14 protein-coding genes are annotated in these 18,797 nt (G+C 38.6%); 13 read left to right on the top strand and 1 reads right to left on the bottom strand.

All coding sequences use genetic code 11. The features are described 5' to 3' along the window. Positions 1 to 202: 202 nt before the first annotated feature. The 7 genes from ACM0OW_RS11245 to ACM0OW_RS11215 all read left to right on the top strand — a co-directional run bounded on the left by ACM0OW_RS11245 (position 203) and on the right by ACM0OW_RS11215 (position 8,451). Complete coding sequence (locus tag ACM0OW_RS11245; protein WP_414550149.1) at positions 203 to 424, top strand: CTB family bacteriocin; 222 nt, start codon at positions 203 to 205, stop codon at positions 422 to 424. A gap of 212 nt (positions 425 to 636) precedes the next feature. Then, positions 637 to 936: a hypothetical protein gene (locus ACM0OW_RS11240; protein ID WP_414550147.1), complete on the top strand. Its 300-nt coding sequence runs from the start codon at positions 637 to 639 to the stop codon at positions 934 to 936. Positions 937 to 1,001: 65 nt separating this feature from the next. Further along, a complete protein-coding gene (locus tag ACM0OW_RS11235; protein ID WP_414550145.1) occupies positions 1,002 to 3,152 on the top strand; it encodes a peptidase domain-containing ABC transporter in 2,151 nt (716 codons plus the stop codon). Positions 3,153 to 3,177: 25 nt separating this feature from the next. Next, positions 3,178 to 4,584, top strand: a complete 1,407-nt coding sequence (locus ACM0OW_RS11230; RefSeq protein WP_414550144.1) for an HlyD family efflux transporter periplasmic adaptor subunit — start codon at positions 3,178 to 3,180, stop codon at positions 4,582 to 4,584. A gap of 177 nt (positions 4,585 to 4,761) precedes the next feature. Next, complete coding sequence (locus ACM0OW_RS11225) at positions 4,762 to 5,469, top strand: hypothetical protein (protein ID WP_414550143.1); 708 nt, start codon at positions 4,762 to 4,764, stop codon at positions 5,467 to 5,469. Positions 5,470 to 5,635: 166 nt separating this feature from the next. Then, a complete protein-coding gene (locus ACM0OW_RS11220; protein ID WP_414550142.1) occupies positions 5,636 to 6,313 on the top strand; it encodes a response regulator in 678 nt (225 codons plus the stop codon). Between the two features lie 254 nt (positions 6,314 to 6,567). Beyond that, the gene (locus tag ACM0OW_RS11215; RefSeq protein WP_414550141.1) at positions 6,568 to 8,451 is read left to right on the top strand and encodes a CHASE2 domain-containing protein; all 1,884 of its coding nucleotides are present in this window, start codon (positions 6,568 to 6,570) and stop codon (positions 8,449 to 8,451) included. Positions 8,452 to 9,580: 1,129 nt separating this feature from the next. Here the strand turns inward: ACM0OW_RS11215 and mrdA are convergent. Then, complete coding sequence (gene mrdA / locus ACM0OW_RS11210) at positions 9,581 to 11,389, bottom strand: penicillin-binding protein 2 (protein WP_414550140.1); 1,809 nt, start codon at positions 11,387 to 11,389, stop codon at positions 9,581 to 9,583. Positions 11,390 to 11,772: 383 nt separating this feature from the next. Between mrdA and ACM0OW_RS11205 the strand changes: the two genes are divergently transcribed. The 6 genes from ACM0OW_RS11205 (at position 11,773) to ACM0OW_RS11180 (ending at position 18,604) form a co-directional block, all read left to right on the top strand. Continuing rightward, positions 11,773 to 12,906 carry an ABC transporter ATP-binding protein gene (locus ACM0OW_RS11205; RefSeq protein ID WP_414550139.1) on the top strand — a complete coding sequence of 378 codons (1,134 nt, stop codon included), beginning with the start codon at positions 11,773 to 11,775 and terminating at the stop codon, positions 12,904 to 12,906. A 2-nt stretch (positions 12,907 to 12,908) separates the two neighbouring features. Further along, the gene (locus tag ACM0OW_RS11200; protein WP_414550138.1) at positions 12,909 to 13,988 is read left to right on the top strand and encodes a spermidine/putrescine ABC transporter substrate-binding protein; all 1,080 of its coding nucleotides are present in this window, start codon (positions 12,909 to 12,911) and stop codon (positions 13,986 to 13,988) included. A gap of 30 nt (positions 13,989 to 14,018) precedes the next feature. Next, on the top strand, positions 14,019 to 14,936 hold the full coding sequence (locus ACM0OW_RS11195; RefSeq protein ID WP_414550328.1) for an ABC transporter permease: 918 nt from the start codon (positions 14,019 to 14,021) through the stop codon (positions 14,934 to 14,936). Beyond that, complete coding sequence (locus ACM0OW_RS11190; RefSeq protein ID WP_414550137.1) at positions 14,929 to 15,105, top strand: hypothetical protein; 177 nt, start codon at positions 14,929 to 14,931, stop codon at positions 15,103 to 15,105. The genes ACM0OW_RS11195 and ACM0OW_RS11190 overlap by 8 nt, the downstream gene beginning before the upstream one ends. Positions 15,106 to 15,166: 61 nt before the next feature. Next, the gene (urtA, locus tag ACM0OW_RS11185) at positions 15,167 to 16,420 is read left to right on the top strand and encodes an urea ABC transporter substrate-binding protein (protein ID WP_414550136.1); all 1,254 of its coding nucleotides are present in this window, start codon (positions 15,167 to 15,169) and stop codon (positions 16,418 to 16,420) included. An 84-nt stretch (positions 16,421 to 16,504) separates the two neighbouring features. Then, a complete protein-coding gene (locus ACM0OW_RS11180; RefSeq protein WP_414550135.1) occupies positions 16,505 to 18,604 on the top strand; it encodes a sensor histidine kinase in 2,100 nt (699 codons plus the stop codon). Positions 18,605 to 18,797: the final 193 nt, after the last annotated feature.

The following is an 18,797-nucleotide window of genomic DNA, read 5'->3' as shown; positions in this document are numbered from 1 at the left end:
AAGTGTAATGTTTTGATGTAGTTTTCGGTAATTACCCTGGCTTGATTATGCAACAACAATTTCTAAATTAAGTAATTAACTTTGCAGAAAATGTAAATGACTTAGTAATTCAAGGGGGTTAGATTAATAACAATCCAAGAGTTGAGTCGTCCAAACAACTACTAACTCAGGTAATTATTCCCAATACCAAGAGATTAAAACCATGTCTAACCAATTATTTACCGAAGTATCCGTTGAGCAACAAGAAATCGTAGCTGGTGGATTTTTCACTGTTCTTGCAGAAAAGAGCAAAAGCACCTTCGCCGAAGGCTTCACAAGTATTTCATCGACAGAAGCTAATAGATTTGGCGCTAATACATTTTCATTCTTTGATGCATTTAGAATTGCAACTGCTGAACAAGACCGTCTTGCTATTCTTCCTTAAATCATAATGATTTGATCTGCACCCAAATCTGGGAGAAACTCAAATTCGGGTACAATAGAATCGAGTAAGATACTGTTCTTCTTGTATATCGATGATTTTCCAGTGATTTTTATCACTGGAAAATCATTTAAAAATGATTGAATATTTACTTGATTTATAAGGTGCTAGGGTTAAAATAATACATTAATTAATTGAATGAAATGGGTGAAACTGTGACTAATAATATAAAATCAAAAGAGTCTGAACTATTTCTAGATTTGAGCAACCAACAACAAGAAAAAGTTTCTGGTGGAAATTTTGAATTTATGTTTTTCCAACAGACAGATATTCTGAGTTTTGCCAACAGTGCAATTAATATTGTTGAAGGAAGTCTAGGAATTTCTGTCAGTAATCAAGCGCTATATCAGTTTTCTCAAAAAACCTTAATCCTCGCTTCCCTTAGTAGCAGTTTTAATCCTCCTAGTAATTTCCAAAGTAAAGGCATTAACTTACTAAATAACTTGTTTAGCTAGCATAATAGGTTTTTCTGAAACTAGGAAATATAAAATCCTTGCACAGTAAAAACTCTAAGTCATTTATGAAATACCAATTTGTTCGCCAGCATAGTCAAGAAGACTGTGGCGCAGCTTGTCTAGCAGCAGTTTCTAAATATCACGGGCGCAATTTTACTCTCAGCCATATCCGCGAAACCGTAGGTACTGGACAATTTGGCACAACGTTGTTGGGACTAAGGCGAGGTGCAGAAACTTTAGGTTTCAACACTCGTCCTGTGCAAACTTCAGCAGAGTTGCTTGAGCGATTGAATGAAGCTCCTTTACCAGCAATTATTCACTGGAAAGGCAATCATTGGGTTGTTTTGTATGGCAAAAAAGGCAAAAAATGTCTAATTGCTGATCCGGCTGTGGGAATTCGTTATCTGTCTCCCCAAGATTTAGCCGAGGGTTGGACAGACTGGTTAATGCTTCTACTAGAACCAGATCCGATCCGCTTTTTTGCTCAAGAAGATGATCAAATTGGTGGGTTTTTGCGTTTCTTTAAGCGCATTTGGATTTATCGGGCAATTCTTGTTCAAGCTTTACCTCTCAACTTGATGTTGGGGTTGCTGTCTTTGGCTTCTCCTTTCTTGTTGCAAATCCTGACAGATGATGTGCTAGTTAGGGGTGATACAAGTTTACTCACTACTGTAGTCATTGCTGTAGTGGTGATGAATCTTATTTCTACTAGCCTTTCTTATGTCCAGTCTAACTTAATCGCCCACTTTGCCCAACGTCTTAAATTAGGATTAGTTTTAGATTTTGGGCGACAAATTTTGCAATTACCGCTTTCTTACTACGAAGCTCGGCGCAGTGGAGAAATTGTCAGTCGGCTACAGGATATTGACCAAATTAATCAATTAATATCTCAACTAGTTGTCAGCTTACCCAGCCGCTTTTTTATTGCGGTAATTTCTCTTTGCTTAATGATTTTCTATAGTTGGAAGCTGACTGCATTAGCAGCAATTATTGCTGTATTCATGACTTTATCGACAATCATCTTTCAACCAAGTTTACAGCAAAAAACCCGTGAATTGTTAGTTAAAGATGCAGAAGCTCAGGGGGTCTTAGTAGAAACCTTTAAAGGCGCTCTGACTCTCAAAACCACTACAGCAGGGCCACAATTTAAAGATGAATTACAAGGTAAATTTGGAGTTCTGAGTAACTTAGCATTCCGCACCATGCAAATAGGAATTATTAACAATACTTTTTCTAGTTTTGTTTCTTCTATTGGTACTGTGCTTTTACTCTGGTTTGGTGGTTATTTGGTGATTAATCCCGTAGAAAATCTCAGCATCGGGCAGCTACTAGCATTTAATGCCATGAATGCTAATTTTCTGGGATTAATTGCTATGATTATTAGTTTCGTTCAAGAATTCACTCGTGTTAAAACCGCTACACAACGTCTAACAGAAGTTATTGATGCTACCCCAGAAAATGAAAAGGATGGGAAGAAGCCTTATGCTCAAATTCCGGGTGAAACGGATATTGTTTGCCATAATGTTAACTTTCACTATGCTGGTAGGCTTGACCTTTTAGAAAACTTCTCTTTAACTATTCCTGGTGGTAAAGTTACGGCGATCATTGGTAAATCTGGTTGTGGTAAAAGCAGTTTAGCAAAACTCATTGCTGGGTTATATCCTCTACAATCTGGTAACATCCAGATAGGTTTATATAATCTCCAAGACTTGGCTCTAGATTGTTTACGACAACAGATAGTGCTGGTTCCTCAAGATGCTCACTTTTGGAGTCGTTCTATAGTAGAAAATTTTCGCTTAGGAGCGCCCCATGCTTCTTTTGAACAGATTGTTAGAGCTTGTAAAATTGCTGAGGCTGATGAATTTATTTGTAAACTTCCAGATAAATATCAAACTGTTTTAGGCGAATTTGGGGCTAATATTTCCGGGGGACAACGCCAAAGACTAGCTATTGCTAGAGCTATACTTACGGAACCACCAATTTTAATTTTAGATGAGTCAACTGGTGGACTTGATCCGGTGAGTGAGGCGCAAGTTTTAGAGCAATTGTTTAAGCATCGTCGAGGAAAAACCACAATTTTAATTACTCATCGTCCCAAAGTAATTAATCGGGCTGATTGGGTTGTATTGTTGGACAATGGCAAGTTGAGACAGCAAGGAAGTTTGGCAGAATTAAGAGAAAAACCGGGAGAACATCTGGATTTTTTAATTTCATGATTAGTAAGAATCTGCCTATAATAATATGCTCTATACTCAGAATGAAAAAATCCTTCCCAGCGTTAAAACTGAGGATTTTTTGCCTCCTATTAGCATCTGGATGTCTTTAAGTGGAGTGGCTTTGGTGGGAACGGTTATGTGCGCGATCGCTCTCTCTTCTTGGGTAAAATATAACGTAACAGTCAAAGCTGCGGCAACTGTTCGTCCTACAGGAGAAGTTCGACTAGTACAGCCACCAATCGAAGGAACTGTTGAACAAATTTTAGTTAATGAAAATGAGGTTGTCAAAGAAGGAGATATAATTGCTCGCCTTGATTCTGAGGACTTGAAAATTAAAATAAGTCAATTACAAGGAAATTTCCAACAAAATAATTTACAACTAATTCAAATTAATGCCCAAATTGACTCTTTAGATACTCAGATTATCGCTGAACAAAGATTTATAGATCGGACTGTTGCTGCTGCTCAATCTGATTTATCACGTAATCAAAGAGATTATCAAGAACGACAAATTGGGACTCAAAGCGAGTTACAAGCAGCAAAAGCTGAATTGCAAAGAACACACGCAGAAGTCCAAAAAGCTCGTGCTGATTTAAAATTTGCCGAATTGGATCGCGATCGCTACGAACAATTGTCAGGAACTGGAGCCATTGGTCAACGTGAGTATGAGCAAAAAAAGCTCCTGGTTGAGCAAACCACAGCCATCCTCAAAGCCGGACAGCAAGCGGTAGAAATTGCTGAAAGTAAAGTGCGCGTAGCTGAAGCGGCGATCAATCCTTCTCAGGCGACCGTAGACATTGCTGAACAAAGGATTGCTCAAGAAACTGCTAGGGGTGAAGCAAGCATCGCCACCTTAAAAAAGGAAAAACAAGCTTTAATTCAACGGCGAGTTGATATGCAAAATCAACTTAACCAACTGCGAAAAGAAATTCAACAAATACAGAATCAACTGCAAAATACCATTATTCGTGCTACTAGTGACGGGATTATTCTCAAGCTCAATTTACGCAACCCTGGCCAAGTTGTACGTGCTAGCGAACCTGTGGCGGAAATCGTACCTCAAAATGCACCTTTGGTAATTAAAGCGATGATTCCCAGCGCAGATATTAAAAAGGTCGAAGTTGGTCAAGATGTACTACTACGTGTTGATGCTTGTCCATATCCTGATTATGGCACTCTCAAAGCTGTGGTTAGTCACATATCTCCAGACATAATGACAAATTCCGGTAATAATATGAGCGCAGGTTCAATTGGTACTACAGCAGGTAGTTACTTTGAAGCCACGGTACAACCAGAAAGTCTAACATTTGGTAATGGCGATCGCCAATGTCGAATCCAATCAGGCATGAATAGCAAAGCTGATATTCTTTCCCAAGAGGAGACAGCGCTGCAATTTATCCTGAGAAGAGCCAGATTAATCACTGATTTATAGTACGGTGCTGACTGAGAGACGCTCCGTAGCTTCCGCCGACTTGTACTAGTTAGTTATCCACTACACAGATTTCGGAAATTACTATGGTGTATTTTATGAAGATCCTTGTAAACTTGACAAAACATTTACTAGCATTTTTCTCTTATGCTAGTAAAACAAATAGTCTGCGAATCTCACATGAGCCTAAAATTATGTACGCAAATTATACTTGTAGCTGCCTATATAATCACTATTGTGTATTTTCTGAAGTCTTATCATAAAATTCAGCAAGCATTACAATGGTGGTCTTCGAGACAGTCTATTAAGCTGTTTTTGGAATCTGAAAAAATTAGGGACGGTTTATTACAAGAATCATTTATTATCCGCCGTAGCTTGGATTTACTGACCGTAAAAAACCCAAACTTATTAACGCAAGAGACTCAAGAATGTTTGCACAGAATTGATAATTTTCATGACTCTTTAGCAGCACTAAGTGATTGCTTATTTCCAGCATCACTACAAGATAGCCTACCTTTAGCTATTGAGTCCTTATTAAAACCGTGGTTAATATCCCATCCCCGCCTATCTTTTTACATCGATATGCCAGCCTCTTGGCGACATGAGCCTGCGGAGCGCAGCATGATCGTTTTACGTGCTTTAGAGGAACTGCTAATCACAAGCATACCAGAAGCTATTACCCAAACATCTATATATATTACTTTAAAGCAACAGGAAAAATTAACTCAATTAATAGTAAAAATTAGTTATCCAGATGTATCCACACTTATTTTTTATTCCCAACTACCTGAATTAAATTACCTTTACAAAAGTTTTCATATTCTCACTGGAGGTAAATGCTTTTATATGAGTCAGCAATTCAATGCTACTTGGTACTTTTGCTGGTAATTATCATCACTAAAAAACGCTAAAAGTTGGTAAAAATCTTATATATGTTTTAAACTATATAACTGATATGCAACAGTGAAATTACTATTATCTATAGTATTAAATTTTGATTAATTAAAAATGATAAAAAATAGTTATTTCAGGGAAAATTTGCAGAGTGTTAATTATGAAACCAGCATTATCCGAACAGTCATTAATCAAAATTTTAGTCATCGATGATCACGAATTAGTATTAGGTGGAACAGTTGAATTACTGAGAAAGCACTACTCTGATGCTGAATTTATAACTGCGGTGAACGCTGAAAATGCTCTCAATCAAATTACCGAATCGCAACCCGATTTGGTGGTGATGGATCTTTCTATCCCAGAACACGCAGGCACTACTGCACGACCGGATACAGGTATACAACTGCTCAGGACTCTAATGAAAGACTATCAAAACTTAAATTTAGTTGTTCAAAGCGCCCATGTCAGAACATTGGTAAGGATTCGACCTGACATTGACAGTCATAAAGGAGGTTTTACAGTCGCCGACAAAAGCCTGACTACCAAAGAAATGTTAACAAGGGCAGATTGGGCATTACAGGGATTAACTCATACCAAAGACATTAAAGGAATTCATTCTGGATTGGAGGTAAAGCCAGAGTGGCTGCGAGTGCTAACTCTAGCATTTGAAGAAGGATTACAAGACAAGACTATTGCCGAACGTATTTGTATATCTGAACGGATGGTACGTCATTACTGGAGTAAGTTGCAAGATGCTTTAGACGTTTATCCTGAAGAGGGGAGAAATATTCGTATTCAAACGGAAATGCGGGCGAGAGAAAAAGGTTTGATTGATTAGCCTGGCTTTGCATTGACTTTGAACAGTCTGTTTATTGATGCTGACTTGTGCTAGCACAACACTCACATCAGGGTTAAATCATCGGATCATGCATTAAGTAACTTAATAGGATGTATTATCTTTAATAGGTAGGTTGTTAAAATCAAGCAGATAGATTAATTTCAGTATAGAGAGCCATGAGCAAGATTTAAATCTAGTTACTGATTAATAAAGCTTGAGCAAAAGCTGAAATTTATAGTCTATGGCAACAGCTTATGCATCCTGGAATTTGGAGAAAAATCAAAGAGGACATTGCCATTTGGCGTGTAGGCACTGTACCAGGAATGGTGATGATTGCTCTAGTAATTATCCTCAGACTTACAGGTTCAATGCAATCATTAGAATGGCTAGCATTTGATAACTTTCTGCGTATCCGCCCTGAAGAACCTATAGATGATCGGATTCTTCTGGTGGGTATTAATGAAGATGATATTCGCAATCTTCAAAATTATCCAATACCAGATCAGAATTTGGCCGCACTGTTATTGAAATTCCAAAGTTACAACCCCAGAGTTATTGGTCTAGATATTTATCGAGATTTACCAGTGGAACCTGGACATAATGAACTGGGTGCAGTTTTCCAAAGATTTCCCAATTTAATTGCCATTGAAAAAGTCTTACCTGAAAAAATTGCGCCACCACCAGCATTACCACCGGAACAATTAGGTTTTGCCGACCAGATTCTCGATAGTGATGGCAAATTAAGACGTATTTTATTAGGGACACCAACGCCTGAAGCATACAAGTTATCTTTATCTTTACGTCTAGCAAAGATTTACTTAGCTGATGAAGGTCTGAACTTAGGAAATGGGATACGCGATCGCGCTACGATGAGATTTGGCGATACTGAACTACCCAGATTTTTACCCAACACTGGGGGATATGTGCGAACTGATGCAGGTGGAATTCAGAAACTACTGAATTTTCGCAGTGGTCAAGAAAGATTTCGGATGGTATCTTTGGCAGATATCAACAGTAATAATTTTAATCCGGAGTGGATACGCGATCGCATCGTAATTATTGGCGTAACTGCTCCTAGCCGTAAAGACTTTATCACTACGGCTGCGGTCAGATCAATCAAACCTGCAAAAGGGCGGGTGTATGGAGTAGAAATTCAAGCTCATGCTGTGAGTCAAATTATCAGTGCTGTCCTAGATTCTCGACCACTCTTAAAAACTTGGCATGATATCTGGGAATATCTGTGGATTGTGGCTTGGGGTGTTTTAGGAATTATCATTGCTGGACTAACTAAATCACCGTTGACAAATCTGGTATTTTTTAGTCTGGCTGCTTCTATCCTAGTCACCTTGAGTTATTTTCTGCTGATTTGGGGTTGGTGGGTTCCAGTCATCCCAGCAATGCTGGTTTTAGCTTTAAATAGTATAGAACTCACAGCTTTATATCAATATGATTTCGCCTTGAGGTCTGGTATCAAAGTTCGCCAAGCCATCATCGAGCGCACATTTGAAACTATTCATAATGGGCCACTACAAAGCCTGGCTAAAGTCTCAAAGCTAGTTCGCAGCAAAGATTTGCCTATAGACGAGTTACTACCAGAACTAGAAAAAGAAATTGAGAAATTGAACCACGAACTACGGGGAATTTATGAATATTTACAACGTGAACCCCCCACTCAAGATACTAGCCTTTATTTAGGTAACAGTCTCATCCTCAATTTAAAAGATCCTGTGCATGAAATTCTTTATCAAGTTTACAGCCATACCTTAGAGCGACACTTTCCCTGTTTTAAAACAATCAGGGTGAAAATCCGCACTTTTGAGCCTATTGATGAAAAATTCTTAAATATGGAACACAAGCGAGGACTGTGCCGATTTCTAGAAGAAGCTTTGTGTAATGTCGGTAAACACGCCACAGGAGTAACCCGTCTGGAAGTGACTTGCTCTGCATCTGAAGGCTGGTACACCTTGAGCATTGTAGATGACGGGCTAGGTATCAACTCGCCCAAAGAAGGTCGGGGAACTCAACAATTTAGAAATTTAGCTCGACAACTAAAGGGTAAGTTTCGGCGAGTGGCCCTGTCTCCTAAAGGTTCTCTGTGTGAATTATCTTGGACTACATCTAAGTTTTGGTGGCGATGAAAAGTGCTGTAAAGCCCTGCGGGCATGGCTGCGCTTAAAGCGGTAGCGGGGCGTTTAGCCCGTGCTGAGTGTAAACCCAGTTGATTCAAAAAAGTTTTGAGCAATCAGCATTGTCCTTAAACGATATAAATTGAGTGCTATGTATTTTTTAATTTTTACTCCTTAAGACTACAAAAACTATTAAAAATTAATTATGTCATATATCTAAGGTTAGAGTTTTGGTAAGATTTTAACTTTATTTAGATTAAAAGTTACTTGAAAAACCGACTATTCTGTATTATTTCAAATTCTCTAATAATCACTTGTGCGTAGCTAATTACAAGTACAATCTCTGTGCAACAATTAGTGTCATAATAGACAAGACATCCCATTTCACTACTTCGGGCTGGCTGAATCCTGTATTAATCTGAACACTTACTTGAAATACATCAATCACTGTACTCCTAACTAAAAAATGTGCTTCAAATGTATAAGCAACAATACCTTTGCCAACATAAGAGGCTACAAGGATTTTTGCAAAACTGGCAAAATCACTTATACACTATGCGTTCGCTAAAAAGGTAGTTTTTCATCTCAAACCTTTCTACTGCCGTTAATACGTTAAAAACCTCTTGTGGGAAACCTTGAAGAAATTTGTATGACCGCTTATTTTTACCAAGCCTCAAAGAAATGGGCATTAATGGTTAATTGATAATCAACTCACCTTCGTAAATTGGCGAAGGTATTGAGCAAACAAAGTAAATAGACAAAGGATATTGCTTAAATAACAACTAAAGCTTGTCAATTTTTTGTTCATTTCGCTAGTGCAATGCCGCACGCATAAAGATTATGACTCGTATTAATAGGCTCTTGCACCAAATTTTTAGTGCCAAAATTTTAACTGTTTGTGTTTTAACCGTGACACTGTCTCTGGAATATACTCTAGCAAAGGGATATCAGCCACCGTCAGATCAAATACCCCCTGGTGGCTATTCAGATTCATCTGGTGTCAGGTAAGGAAATCCCAGAATCGCACCTCCGGGCTAAAGTGTGGTAGGGGTTTAGCAGTGCTAAACCCCTACGAAATATGTGCGTTTTAGTTTTGTACATATTTGGTACTTATTGTCAACGCGTAAGTCCTATAAATTATTTAGTTGGGTTTTTGATACTTACCAGGGTACTTGCGTTGAAAATAGTCTTCCATAATTTCTAAAAGCATCGGGCCAGCCAGACTACCACCACCACCACCAGAATGTTCAGTAAAAGCGACAATCAGGATTTCTGGTTTGTCTGCCGGGGCGTAAGCACCAAACCAAGCATGATTTTTCTTCACCCCACGCTGCCACGCTTCAGCTGTGCCTGTTTTACCCGCTACTGGGGGAAGTGTGGGTTTATCCAAAACTTTACCAGTACCCTCAGTTATCACCTTCCTGAGTCCGTCTTGGAGAATTTTAATGGTTGTCGGTTTCATCTTCACAGGTTCTCGCCAGCTTCTGGCTTCTTCATTATCTTTGAGCAGATGGGGTTGGACTCGATAGCCGCCATTAGCTGGTACTGCAAACATGACTGCTACTTGCAAAGGAGTAGCTAATAAAGCACCTTGGCCAATTGACATATTAATGCTGTCTCCTACAGTCCAAGGCATTTTCCGAATTCTGCGTTTCCACTCGTCGTCTGGTACTAAACCTCTGGTTTCCTCCGATTCAAACTCAAAGCCAGTTTTTTCGCCAAATCCAAATTTACGAGTCCATTCAATCAAAGTGGGGCCACCCACTGCCTTTGCAGTTTGATAGAAGAAAGTATCACTACTCCACTTCATTGCACCCACAAAACCTAAAGGACCAAATCCGGCGTGGTTCCATTCACCAAATCTAGTACCACCAATCGTTAAAGAAGGGTAGGTTTGTAGGACTGTGTTAGGCGCAAATTTACCTGATTCCAACGCAGCCGCCGTCGTCACAATTTTGAAGGTACTGGCAGGCGGAAAAGCACTCAGTGCGCGATTAACTAAAGGATGGTTTGCACCTTGGACAGTTTCCCAATCGTTTTGTGAGAGTTTTTGTTTAGAGAAGATATTGGGGTCAAAGGTGGGGCGGGATACCATTGCTAAGACTGCACCATTTTTGGGGTCAAGTGCCACAATAGCACCGTTGTAATTACCTAAAGCTTTGTTTGCAGCTAGTTGTAGATTTAAATCTATCGTTAACTTTAAATCATTACCAGCTTTGGCCTGTTTCTCTCCCAATACCCGAATTGGACGACCTGCACCATCTACTTCTACTTGCTGACCGCCCCATTCGCCCCGGAGAACATTTTCGTAAACCTTTTCAGCCCCCATCTGACCAATTACATCCCCTAATCGATAGCCTTCCGGCCGCCTCTGTTTTAACTGTTCAGCAGTTAGTTCTCGTGTATAGCCCAGGACATGGGCTAATTCTTTACCGTGGGGGTAGTAGCGAACGGCTTCTGTATGAATTTCTACACCATTTAATTCGTTTTCATACTCTTTGAGACCAGTGATTTGGGCTTCATTCAGATCACGAGCAATGCGAATGAGTGAAGAAGAGTTGGGGCCTGCTTCTTCTAATTTTTGTTCTATTTCCGCTTTGGGGATATCCAGAATTTTCTCTAAACGTGAACCAACAACTAACCACCCAGCTTTGGTATGTGCCATTGGCCACAGATATACAGAACGAGGAGAACGCGTACTAGCTAAAAGTTTGCCATACCGATCAAAAATATTACCTCTTTCTGGTTGTTTGGGAATTATCCGCACCCGGTTAGCTTCTGCTTGAGAACGATGTCGCGCTCCTTCGACGATTTGCAAGTATGCCAACCTAACGCCGATTCCAGTGGTCATTAATAAGGTAAATGCAATTAAAAATACGGGTTGAAAATTTTGTCCAACTGTACGTGTATTTTTTTTTTCACCAAGTGGAGATGATTGCCATAAAGTCATAAGACAAAAAAAATTTCTAAACTAGTATTAATATGTATACGATGATGCTAAAAACCTACCGGGAGTTTAGCGCTAAAGCGATCGCCTTGACAGCAGAGGCCGGGAAGCCGGGGGAGTTAAAAATAAATTTGCACTCTCGGCTGCTTAAACACCTTTCCTCATCGCCTTTGCCCCTAACCCCTTGCTCTTTTCCTCTTATCTGACCTATGAACTTTCAACCAACTCTTATACCGCATAATTTATGAAAAAGGAAAGGGTCTAGCACCCCTACCCTACACAAAATGTCAAGGGTTTACATCTACACATAGCTACTAAAATATCAGTTGCAATAAACCACATTAACTGAAAGAATCTCCTAATATCAGGGCATTTTACTGAAGATTATGACTCAAATTGCCACGCAAAATCAAAATAAAATCACAACATATCAGCCTCTGGATGTTGAACTGCGTCACGTGTTCAAGTTTTTTAACAAAGAACCGGCAGTACATGGAGTCGATTTGGATGTCAGAAAGGGAGAATTCTTTAGTATTTTAGGTCCTTCTGGTTGTGGTAAGACAACTATATTACGCTTAATAGCTGGGTTTGAAATGACTGATGCTGGCAAAGTATTGATTCAAGGCCAGCCGATGACTAATGTCCCTGCTTATCGCCGACCAGTAAATACTGTCTTTCAAAGTTATGCTCTGTTTAACCATCTGAATGTGTGGGATAACATCGCTTTTGGATTGCGCCTCCACCAGAAAATCCACAAATCAGAAATTGAAACCAGAGTTCAAGAAGCTTTAATACTGGTAAAAATGGAAAGTTTGCGATCGCGCTTTCCCAATCAACTCTCTGGTGGTCAGCAGCAACGGGTGGCTTTAGCCAGGGCTTTAGTCAATCGTCCCACGGTCTTATTGCTTGACGAACCCTTGGGGGCTTTAGATTTAAAACTGCGTAAAGATATGCAGGTGGAACTGTCGAATTTACACCAAGAGTTAGGATTGACCTTTATCATGGTGACACACGACCAAGAAGAGGCCATGTCTTTAAGCGATCGCATCGCCGTGATGAATCAAGGCAAAATTGAGCAAATCGGTACTCCTAGACAAATTTACGAACACCCCCTTACGCCCTTTGTTGCTGATTTTATTGGTGATACTAATTTATTCAGTGGTGAAATCACTAGCGTAGAATCTTCATCGGTGCAAATCGCTACCAAAACGGGACTAAAAATTACAGTCGCCCGTACTGAAGAGACACCAACGGAATTATCTCAAGCAGTAGTGGTGAGTGTGCGCCCAGAAAAAATCCAACTTTCCCTTTATCAGCCTAGTGTCTCAACTAACTGCTTTGAAGGACGACTGGGTAATGTGATGTATTTAGGAACCCACGTTAATTATGTTGTGGAATTAACATCGGGTGTAAGTATCAATGTTTTGCAACCCAATACCTTTGGCAATTTACCAGACCGTAACACACCCATATACGCTTGGTGGACAGAAAGTGACTGTATAGCTTTATTAAATAGTTAGTTATGACGAAAAGACGGCAATTTGTACAAGGGATAGCGGCACTTTCTGGCTTTTCCCTAGCTAGTTGTGGCTGGCAGCTAGGTAATATCAATTCAGCCAGAAATTCTGGTAGCAGGAACCTATATATTTACACTTGGACACAATATGTCGATCAAGAATTAGTCCAAGCTTTTACTGCTGAGTCAGGTCTAAAAGTCGTGGTCGATGTCTATGATTCTAATGAAGTGATGCTAGCTAAACTGTTGGCTGGAGGTGGTGGTGCTTACAGCCTGATCTATCCCTCTGACTATATGGTGCAGAAGATGGAAGCACAAGGTTTATTAATCGAATTAAATCATGATCGCTTAAGTGGTCTCGGTCAACTATTTCCCCAGTTCCAAAATCCTAGCTATGACCCTAATAATCGCCATAGCATCCCCTTTAATTGGGGAACAACAGGTTTAATTTACAATTCGGAAATCCTCAAAGACGCACCAGAAGATTGGGACTATCTATGGCAAAATCAGTCCATACTCAATAAACGTATGACATTATTAAATGATGTCCGAGAGGTAATGGGTGCAACTTTACGAATGTTGGGTTATTCATATAACTCAAAAGACGAAAACCAAATTAAAGCAGCTTATGAAAAATTAGTAGAATTGAAACCAGCTATTGCTTCGTTTGACACCGATGCTTGGCAAAACCAAATGTTAGCAGGAGATTTAACATTAGCAATGTGTTATTCGGTGGATGCTATCAAAGTTACCAGAGAAAATCCCCAACTCAAATATGTCATTCCTCGCAGTGGTTCTTCACTATGGACAGATACAATTGTCATCCCGAAATCAGCACCCCATATAGATGAAGCGTATGCTTGGATTAACTTTATTTTACAACCACAAGTAGCAGCTATGATTAGTCAACGCATGAATATTGCAACTCCTAATAGTGCTGGTTTTGAAAAATTGCCCGATGAAATCAAAAATAATCAAAATTTATTTCCACCTACCGCAGTGCTAGAAAAATGCGAACGTATTACTCCTTTAGGTGAGTTGGAAGATATTTATGAGCGTTACTGGACTCGGTTGACTAGTAATTAAACCAGGAAATATATAACTTTTTTAATTATGATGTCCAAAAAAAAGCGCTCATCTCAAATAAATTTATCAAGCGAAGAACCAGAGATCAACAAATCGCTTCGTCCTCAGTTAAAATGGCTCCAACCCTTAGTATTACTTGCCCCATCTGGGTTGTGGTTATTACTTTTGCTGGTACTACCAACACTGTTAATTTTGCAGTTAAGCTTAGTACCCAATATTAGACCAGGGGGGATGGTCAATCCCAGTGGATTAGATAACTATATTCGGATACTTGATCCTTTATATCTGCAAGTAATTGGGCGATCTCTGTGGTTAGCGATCGCTACAACCATAATTTGCCTAATATTAGGCTTACCAGTCGCCTATTGGATTGCTCAAATAGCCCCGCAACGCTGGCGAAATTTGCTGCTTCTCGGCTTTGTTCTACCTTTATGGACATCTTCTCTGCTGCGTTCCTACGCTTGGATTACTATTTTACGTCCTACTGGTTTATTGAACAGCTTACTCAGTAGTTTAGGCTTACCAACTTTAGAATTACTGCATCGGATTCCAGCCGTTTTAATTGGCATGAGCTATAGTTTATTACCCTATATGGTCTTAATTCTCTATGCCTCTTTAGAAAAGCTAGATAAGCGTTTATTAGAAGCAGCAGCCGATTTAGGTGCAAATGACATAGAAACTTTTTGCAAAGTCACCGTACCCCAAATTTTGCCAGGAATTACGGCTGGTTCCATGCTGGTCTTAATCACCGGATTAGGGGATTTTATCAACCCAGAATTGCTGGGTGGGGCTTCTAGTATGACAGCAGCGCGGTTAGTTTATAACCAATTTCTCGGAGTTACCCAAAATTGGGGCTTTGGTTCAGCTTTGAGTATGACCTTAATCTTAGCTGTTAGTATGGCGATCGCGCTGGTAATTAAGTTTGGTGAAGTTAAAGATAATGGCTAATGCTGTAGTTGAAGTATATATAGCAACCGCCAAGAACATTAGGACATTGTTGATTGCTGAAAGCCTTGATGTAGGGGCGGGTTTACACATATCCTCAATTACTAATAATAATTTTAATAAACCCGCCCCTACTTGGTTTCTACGGGCTAACGCCCCGCTACCGCTTTAAGCGCAGCCATGCCCGCAGGGCTTTACAGCACTTTGCTCTATATACTCCATTCACCAAACTAATGAATAGAAAAAATATTCTTTTATTATTAACTTTTGGATTAACAATCATCATATTTTTGCTAGCTCATGCTCAATTTCAACTTACCAAGCAACCGATTAAAGTCGGAATTCTACACTCTTTGACTGGCACAATGGCAATTAGCGAAAAATCTGTTGTCGATGCCACCTTACTCGCTATTGAAGAAATTAATCATCAAGGTGGTGTACTAGGCAGACAAATTCAACCAATCGTTGTTGATGGCGAATCCAATTGGCAGACCTTCGCACAAAAAGCTGAAGAATTGATTGTACAAGAAAAAGTCGTTACCGTCTTTGGTTGCTGGACTTCCGCTAGTCGTAAAACAGTTAATCCTATATTTAATAAATATAATCATTTACTAATTTATCCAGTGCAGTACGAAGGACTGGAAGAATCACCCAATATAGTCTATACAGGTGCTGCACCTAATCAACAAATTATTCCGGGAGTCAAATGGTCTTTTGATAATTTAGGTAAAAGATTCTTTTTGGTAGGTTCAGACTATATTTTCCCCCGCACAGCCAACGCCATTATTACAGACCAAGTAACAGCATTACAAGGTGAAATAATCGGAGAAGAATATATCTTGTTGGGTAGTAAAAATGTATCCTCAGTCATCCAAAAAATTGTAGAAACTCAACCAGATATTATTTTAAACACTATTAATGGTGACAGTAACATTTATTTTTTCCAAGCTTTGAAACAAGCTGGAATTACCTCCGAAAAAATTCCCACTATTTCCTTTAGCCTCGCTGAAGAAGAACTAAGTCATTTCTCTATTCAAGATATGGTAGGCAACTACGCAGTCTGGAATTATTTCCAGAGTATTGATAACCCTAGAAATGATGAATTTATCAAGAAGTTTCAGAAAAGATATGGTAAAGATAGAGTCACATCTGACCCCATTGAAGCAGCATATTTCGGTGTTTACCTTTGGGCGCAAGCAATTCAAGATGCCGGTACAGATGATGTCAATGCTATTCGGGAAAATATCAAAGATCAGAGTTTTTTAGCACCAGAGGGTATTGTATATATAGACCCTAATAATCAACATACCTGGAAGACTGTGCGCGTTGGTAAAATCAAAGCAGACGGACAATTTGAAATTGTGTGGAACTCAGAAAAACCAATTCGACCCCGGCCTTATCCTCTTTCTCGTTCTAAAGCCAAATGGGACAGTTTTCTGCAATCTCTTTATGAACGCTGGAATAATAATTGGGCAAATCCTGGTTAGTCATGCAAGCAATATCTTTCAGGCAATTTTTAGGGAATTTTCAGCTATTGACGAATCTATATAAATATCAATTTGGAATGGAATGTGAAAAACAGCAAAATTGTTAACAAATTAATATTGTGGTTTTTAATAATTGCCTTATTGCCTCTGACGACCATTACTTGCTTAAACTATTACATTGCCAGTAGTTCTCAGAAAAAAGAAGCTGAAAATAATTTGATTGCTGTGGCAGATAACAAAGCCCAACGGCTAGAAAATTATATTAATGAACGCAAGAATAATGCCACAGCTATTACACAAATCCCCAATATAATTGATGCCGTCCAAAGATATCAACAGGTGTTTGAACAATTTGGTTTAAATTCTACAGCATATAAACAATTAGATGAACAGTATAGAAACTTTCTCTCTAATTATTTAGAAATATTTGGTTATTCTGATATTATCTTAATATCTCAGGCAGGTGATGCTATTTTTTCGGTAAAACGTCATCAAGAACTGGGTACAAATTTTTATACAGGAAGATACAAAAATTATGAGCTAGCCAAAGTTTTTGACCGAGCTAAAACATTAATGCAAGTAGAAATATCAAACTTTGGCTATCATCTGGATACTAAAGAACCTGTTGCTTTTATTGCTGCTCCTATTTTTAGGAATAATATAGTTATTGGTGTATTAGTATTAAAACTAAATAATCACGAATTTAATAAAGTTGTTAATAATTATATTGGTTTAGGTAAAACAGGTGAAACAATTGTAGTTTCTAGAATTGATCGAAACATAGTTTTTACCTCACCCATACGTCATGATGCCAACGCTGCTTTTAACAGAACTATTAAGATTAAGCAGCAGACATCACACCCACTTTATCAAGCATCTCAAGGAATCAAAGGCTTTGGTATTAGCATTGATTATCGAGGTCAAGAAACTATCGCTGCTTGGAGATATTTACCTTCCTTAAACAGTGGTTTATTAGTCAAAATAGATACATTGGAAGCCTTCGCTTCATTAAAAACACTGAGAAATATTATTATTATTTTAGTTACAGTTACACTTATTTTAGTAATTTTTGCAGCTATTGTAGTTGCTAAATCAATTTCTAAGCCAGTGACAGAACTGACTAAAGTTGTTAAAGAATTAGCGAAGGGAAATTTTTATCGCCAAGCACAAGTGATTACCAATGATGAAATCGGTCAATTGGCAGAATCATTTAACTATATGTCAGAAAATTTGGAAAAATCTTTTGCAACTATCAAATTGCGAGAAGTAGAATTGGCTGATACTAACGATAAATTAGCTGAGATTTTAGCAGAAGTTGAACATAAGGCGCAACAATTAGCTACGCAACTAATACAAAGTGAAAAAATGTCTAGTTTAGGTCAATTAGTTGCAGGTGTAGCACACGAAATTAACAACCCAGTCAGCTTTATCTATGGTAATATTGCTCCCGCAAAGGAATACATTGAAGATTTGCTCAAACTGATACAAGTTTATCAGCAGTACTATCCTCATCCTGTTCCAGAAATTCAAGAAATTACAGAAGATATTGGCCTAGATTTTGTAGTTGCAGACCTCCCTAAGTTACTATCTTCCATAGAAATAGGATCTCAGAGAATCAAAGAAATTGTCCTATCTTTACGCAATTTTTCTCGGTTAGATGAGTCAGAAATCACATCTGTGAATATCCATGATGGTCTTGATAGCACACTCATGATTTTAAAAAATCGTTTAAAAACTAATTCAGAACGTCCAGAAATTGCCGTAATTAAAGAATATGGTAACTTACCGTTGATAGGTTGTTATGTGGGACAACTTAATCAGGTATTTATGAATATTTTAGTTAATGCAATTGATGCTTTAGAAGAAGCTATTAGCAGCGACAAATTTACTAGAGAACCAAAAATTTTTATTAGTACTGAACTGACCAAAGACAACCAAGTATGTATTAGTATTTCTGATAATGGGATTGGTATTCCTGAGCATTTCCAAAAGAAATTATTTGACCCTTTTTTTACTACTAAGCCTGTAGGAAAAGGCACAGGATTGGGTTTATCTATTAGCTATAAAATTATTACAGAGATACATCATGGCACATTACAGTGTATTTCTGCCCACAATCAGGGGACAAAATTTTTGATTTTATTTCCATCAACCCTCAAAGAATTAAATTCCGATAAAATATAAATATAGTAATCCGGTTTACAGGTATTTTTAGATAAATAGACCACACTGTAGGGGCGCAAGGCCTTGCGCCCCTACGACAGATGTTGTTCAAATACATGAAAACTGATGTAAGTAGGTGGGTGAGAAAATTTCAAGGTATGTCATTGCGAACGGAACGAAGTGGAGTGAAGCAATCACGAGGTTTTCAGCGTTT

Source organism: Anabaena sp. CCY 0017, from assembly GCF_963920885.1.
Taxonomy (GTDB): domain Bacteria; phylum Cyanobacteriota; class Cyanobacteriia; order Cyanobacteriales; family Nostocaceae; genus Nodularia.
The sequence above is the reverse complement of the archived record's forward strand: the minus strand, read 5'-3'. Positions and strand labels throughout refer to the sequence as shown.

Excerpts from the sequence above, each read along its gene's own strand:
- ACM0OW_RS11245 (WP_414550149.1), top strand. The coding sequence starts at position 203 with ATGTCTAACCAATTATTTACCGAAGTATCCGTTGAGCAACAAGAAATC.
- ACM0OW_RS11235 (WP_414550145.1), top strand. The coding sequence starts at position 1,002 with ATGAAATACCAATTTGTTCGCCAGCATAGTCAAGAAGACTGTGGCGCA.
- ACM0OW_RS11230 (WP_414550144.1), top strand. The coding sequence starts at position 3,178 with ATGCTCTATACTCAGAATGAAAAAATCCTTCCCAGCGTTAAAACTGAG.
- ACM0OW_RS11225 (WP_414550143.1), top strand. The coding sequence starts at position 4,762 with ATGAGCCTAAAATTATGTACGCAAATTATACTTGTAGCTGCCTATATA.
- ACM0OW_RS11220 (WP_414550142.1), top strand. The coding sequence starts at position 5,636 with ATGAAACCAGCATTATCCGAACAGTCATTAATCAAAATTTTAGTCATC.
- ACM0OW_RS11215 (WP_414550141.1), top strand. The coding sequence starts at position 6,568 with ATGCATCCTGGAATTTGGAGAAAAATCAAAGAGGACATTGCCATTTGG.
- mrdA (WP_414550140.1), bottom strand. The coding sequence starts at position 11,389 with ATGACTTTATGGCAATCATCTCCACTTGGTGAAAAAAAAAATACACGT.
- ACM0OW_RS11205 (WP_414550139.1), top strand. The coding sequence starts at position 11,773 with ATGACTCAAATTGCCACGCAAAATCAAAATAAAATCACAACATATCAG.
- ACM0OW_RS11200 (WP_414550138.1), top strand. The coding sequence starts at position 12,909 with ATGACGAAAAGACGGCAATTTGTACAAGGGATAGCGGCACTTTCTGGC.
- ACM0OW_RS11195 (WP_414550328.1), top strand. The coding sequence starts at position 14,019 with ATGTCCAAAAAAAAGCGCTCATCTCAAATAAATTTATCAAGCGAAGAA.
- ACM0OW_RS11190 (WP_414550137.1), top strand. The coding sequence starts at position 14,929 with ATGGCTAATGCTGTAGTTGAAGTATATATAGCAACCGCCAAGAACATT.
- urtA (WP_414550136.1), top strand. The coding sequence starts at position 15,167 with ATGAATAGAAAAAATATTCTTTTATTATTAACTTTTGGATTAACAATC.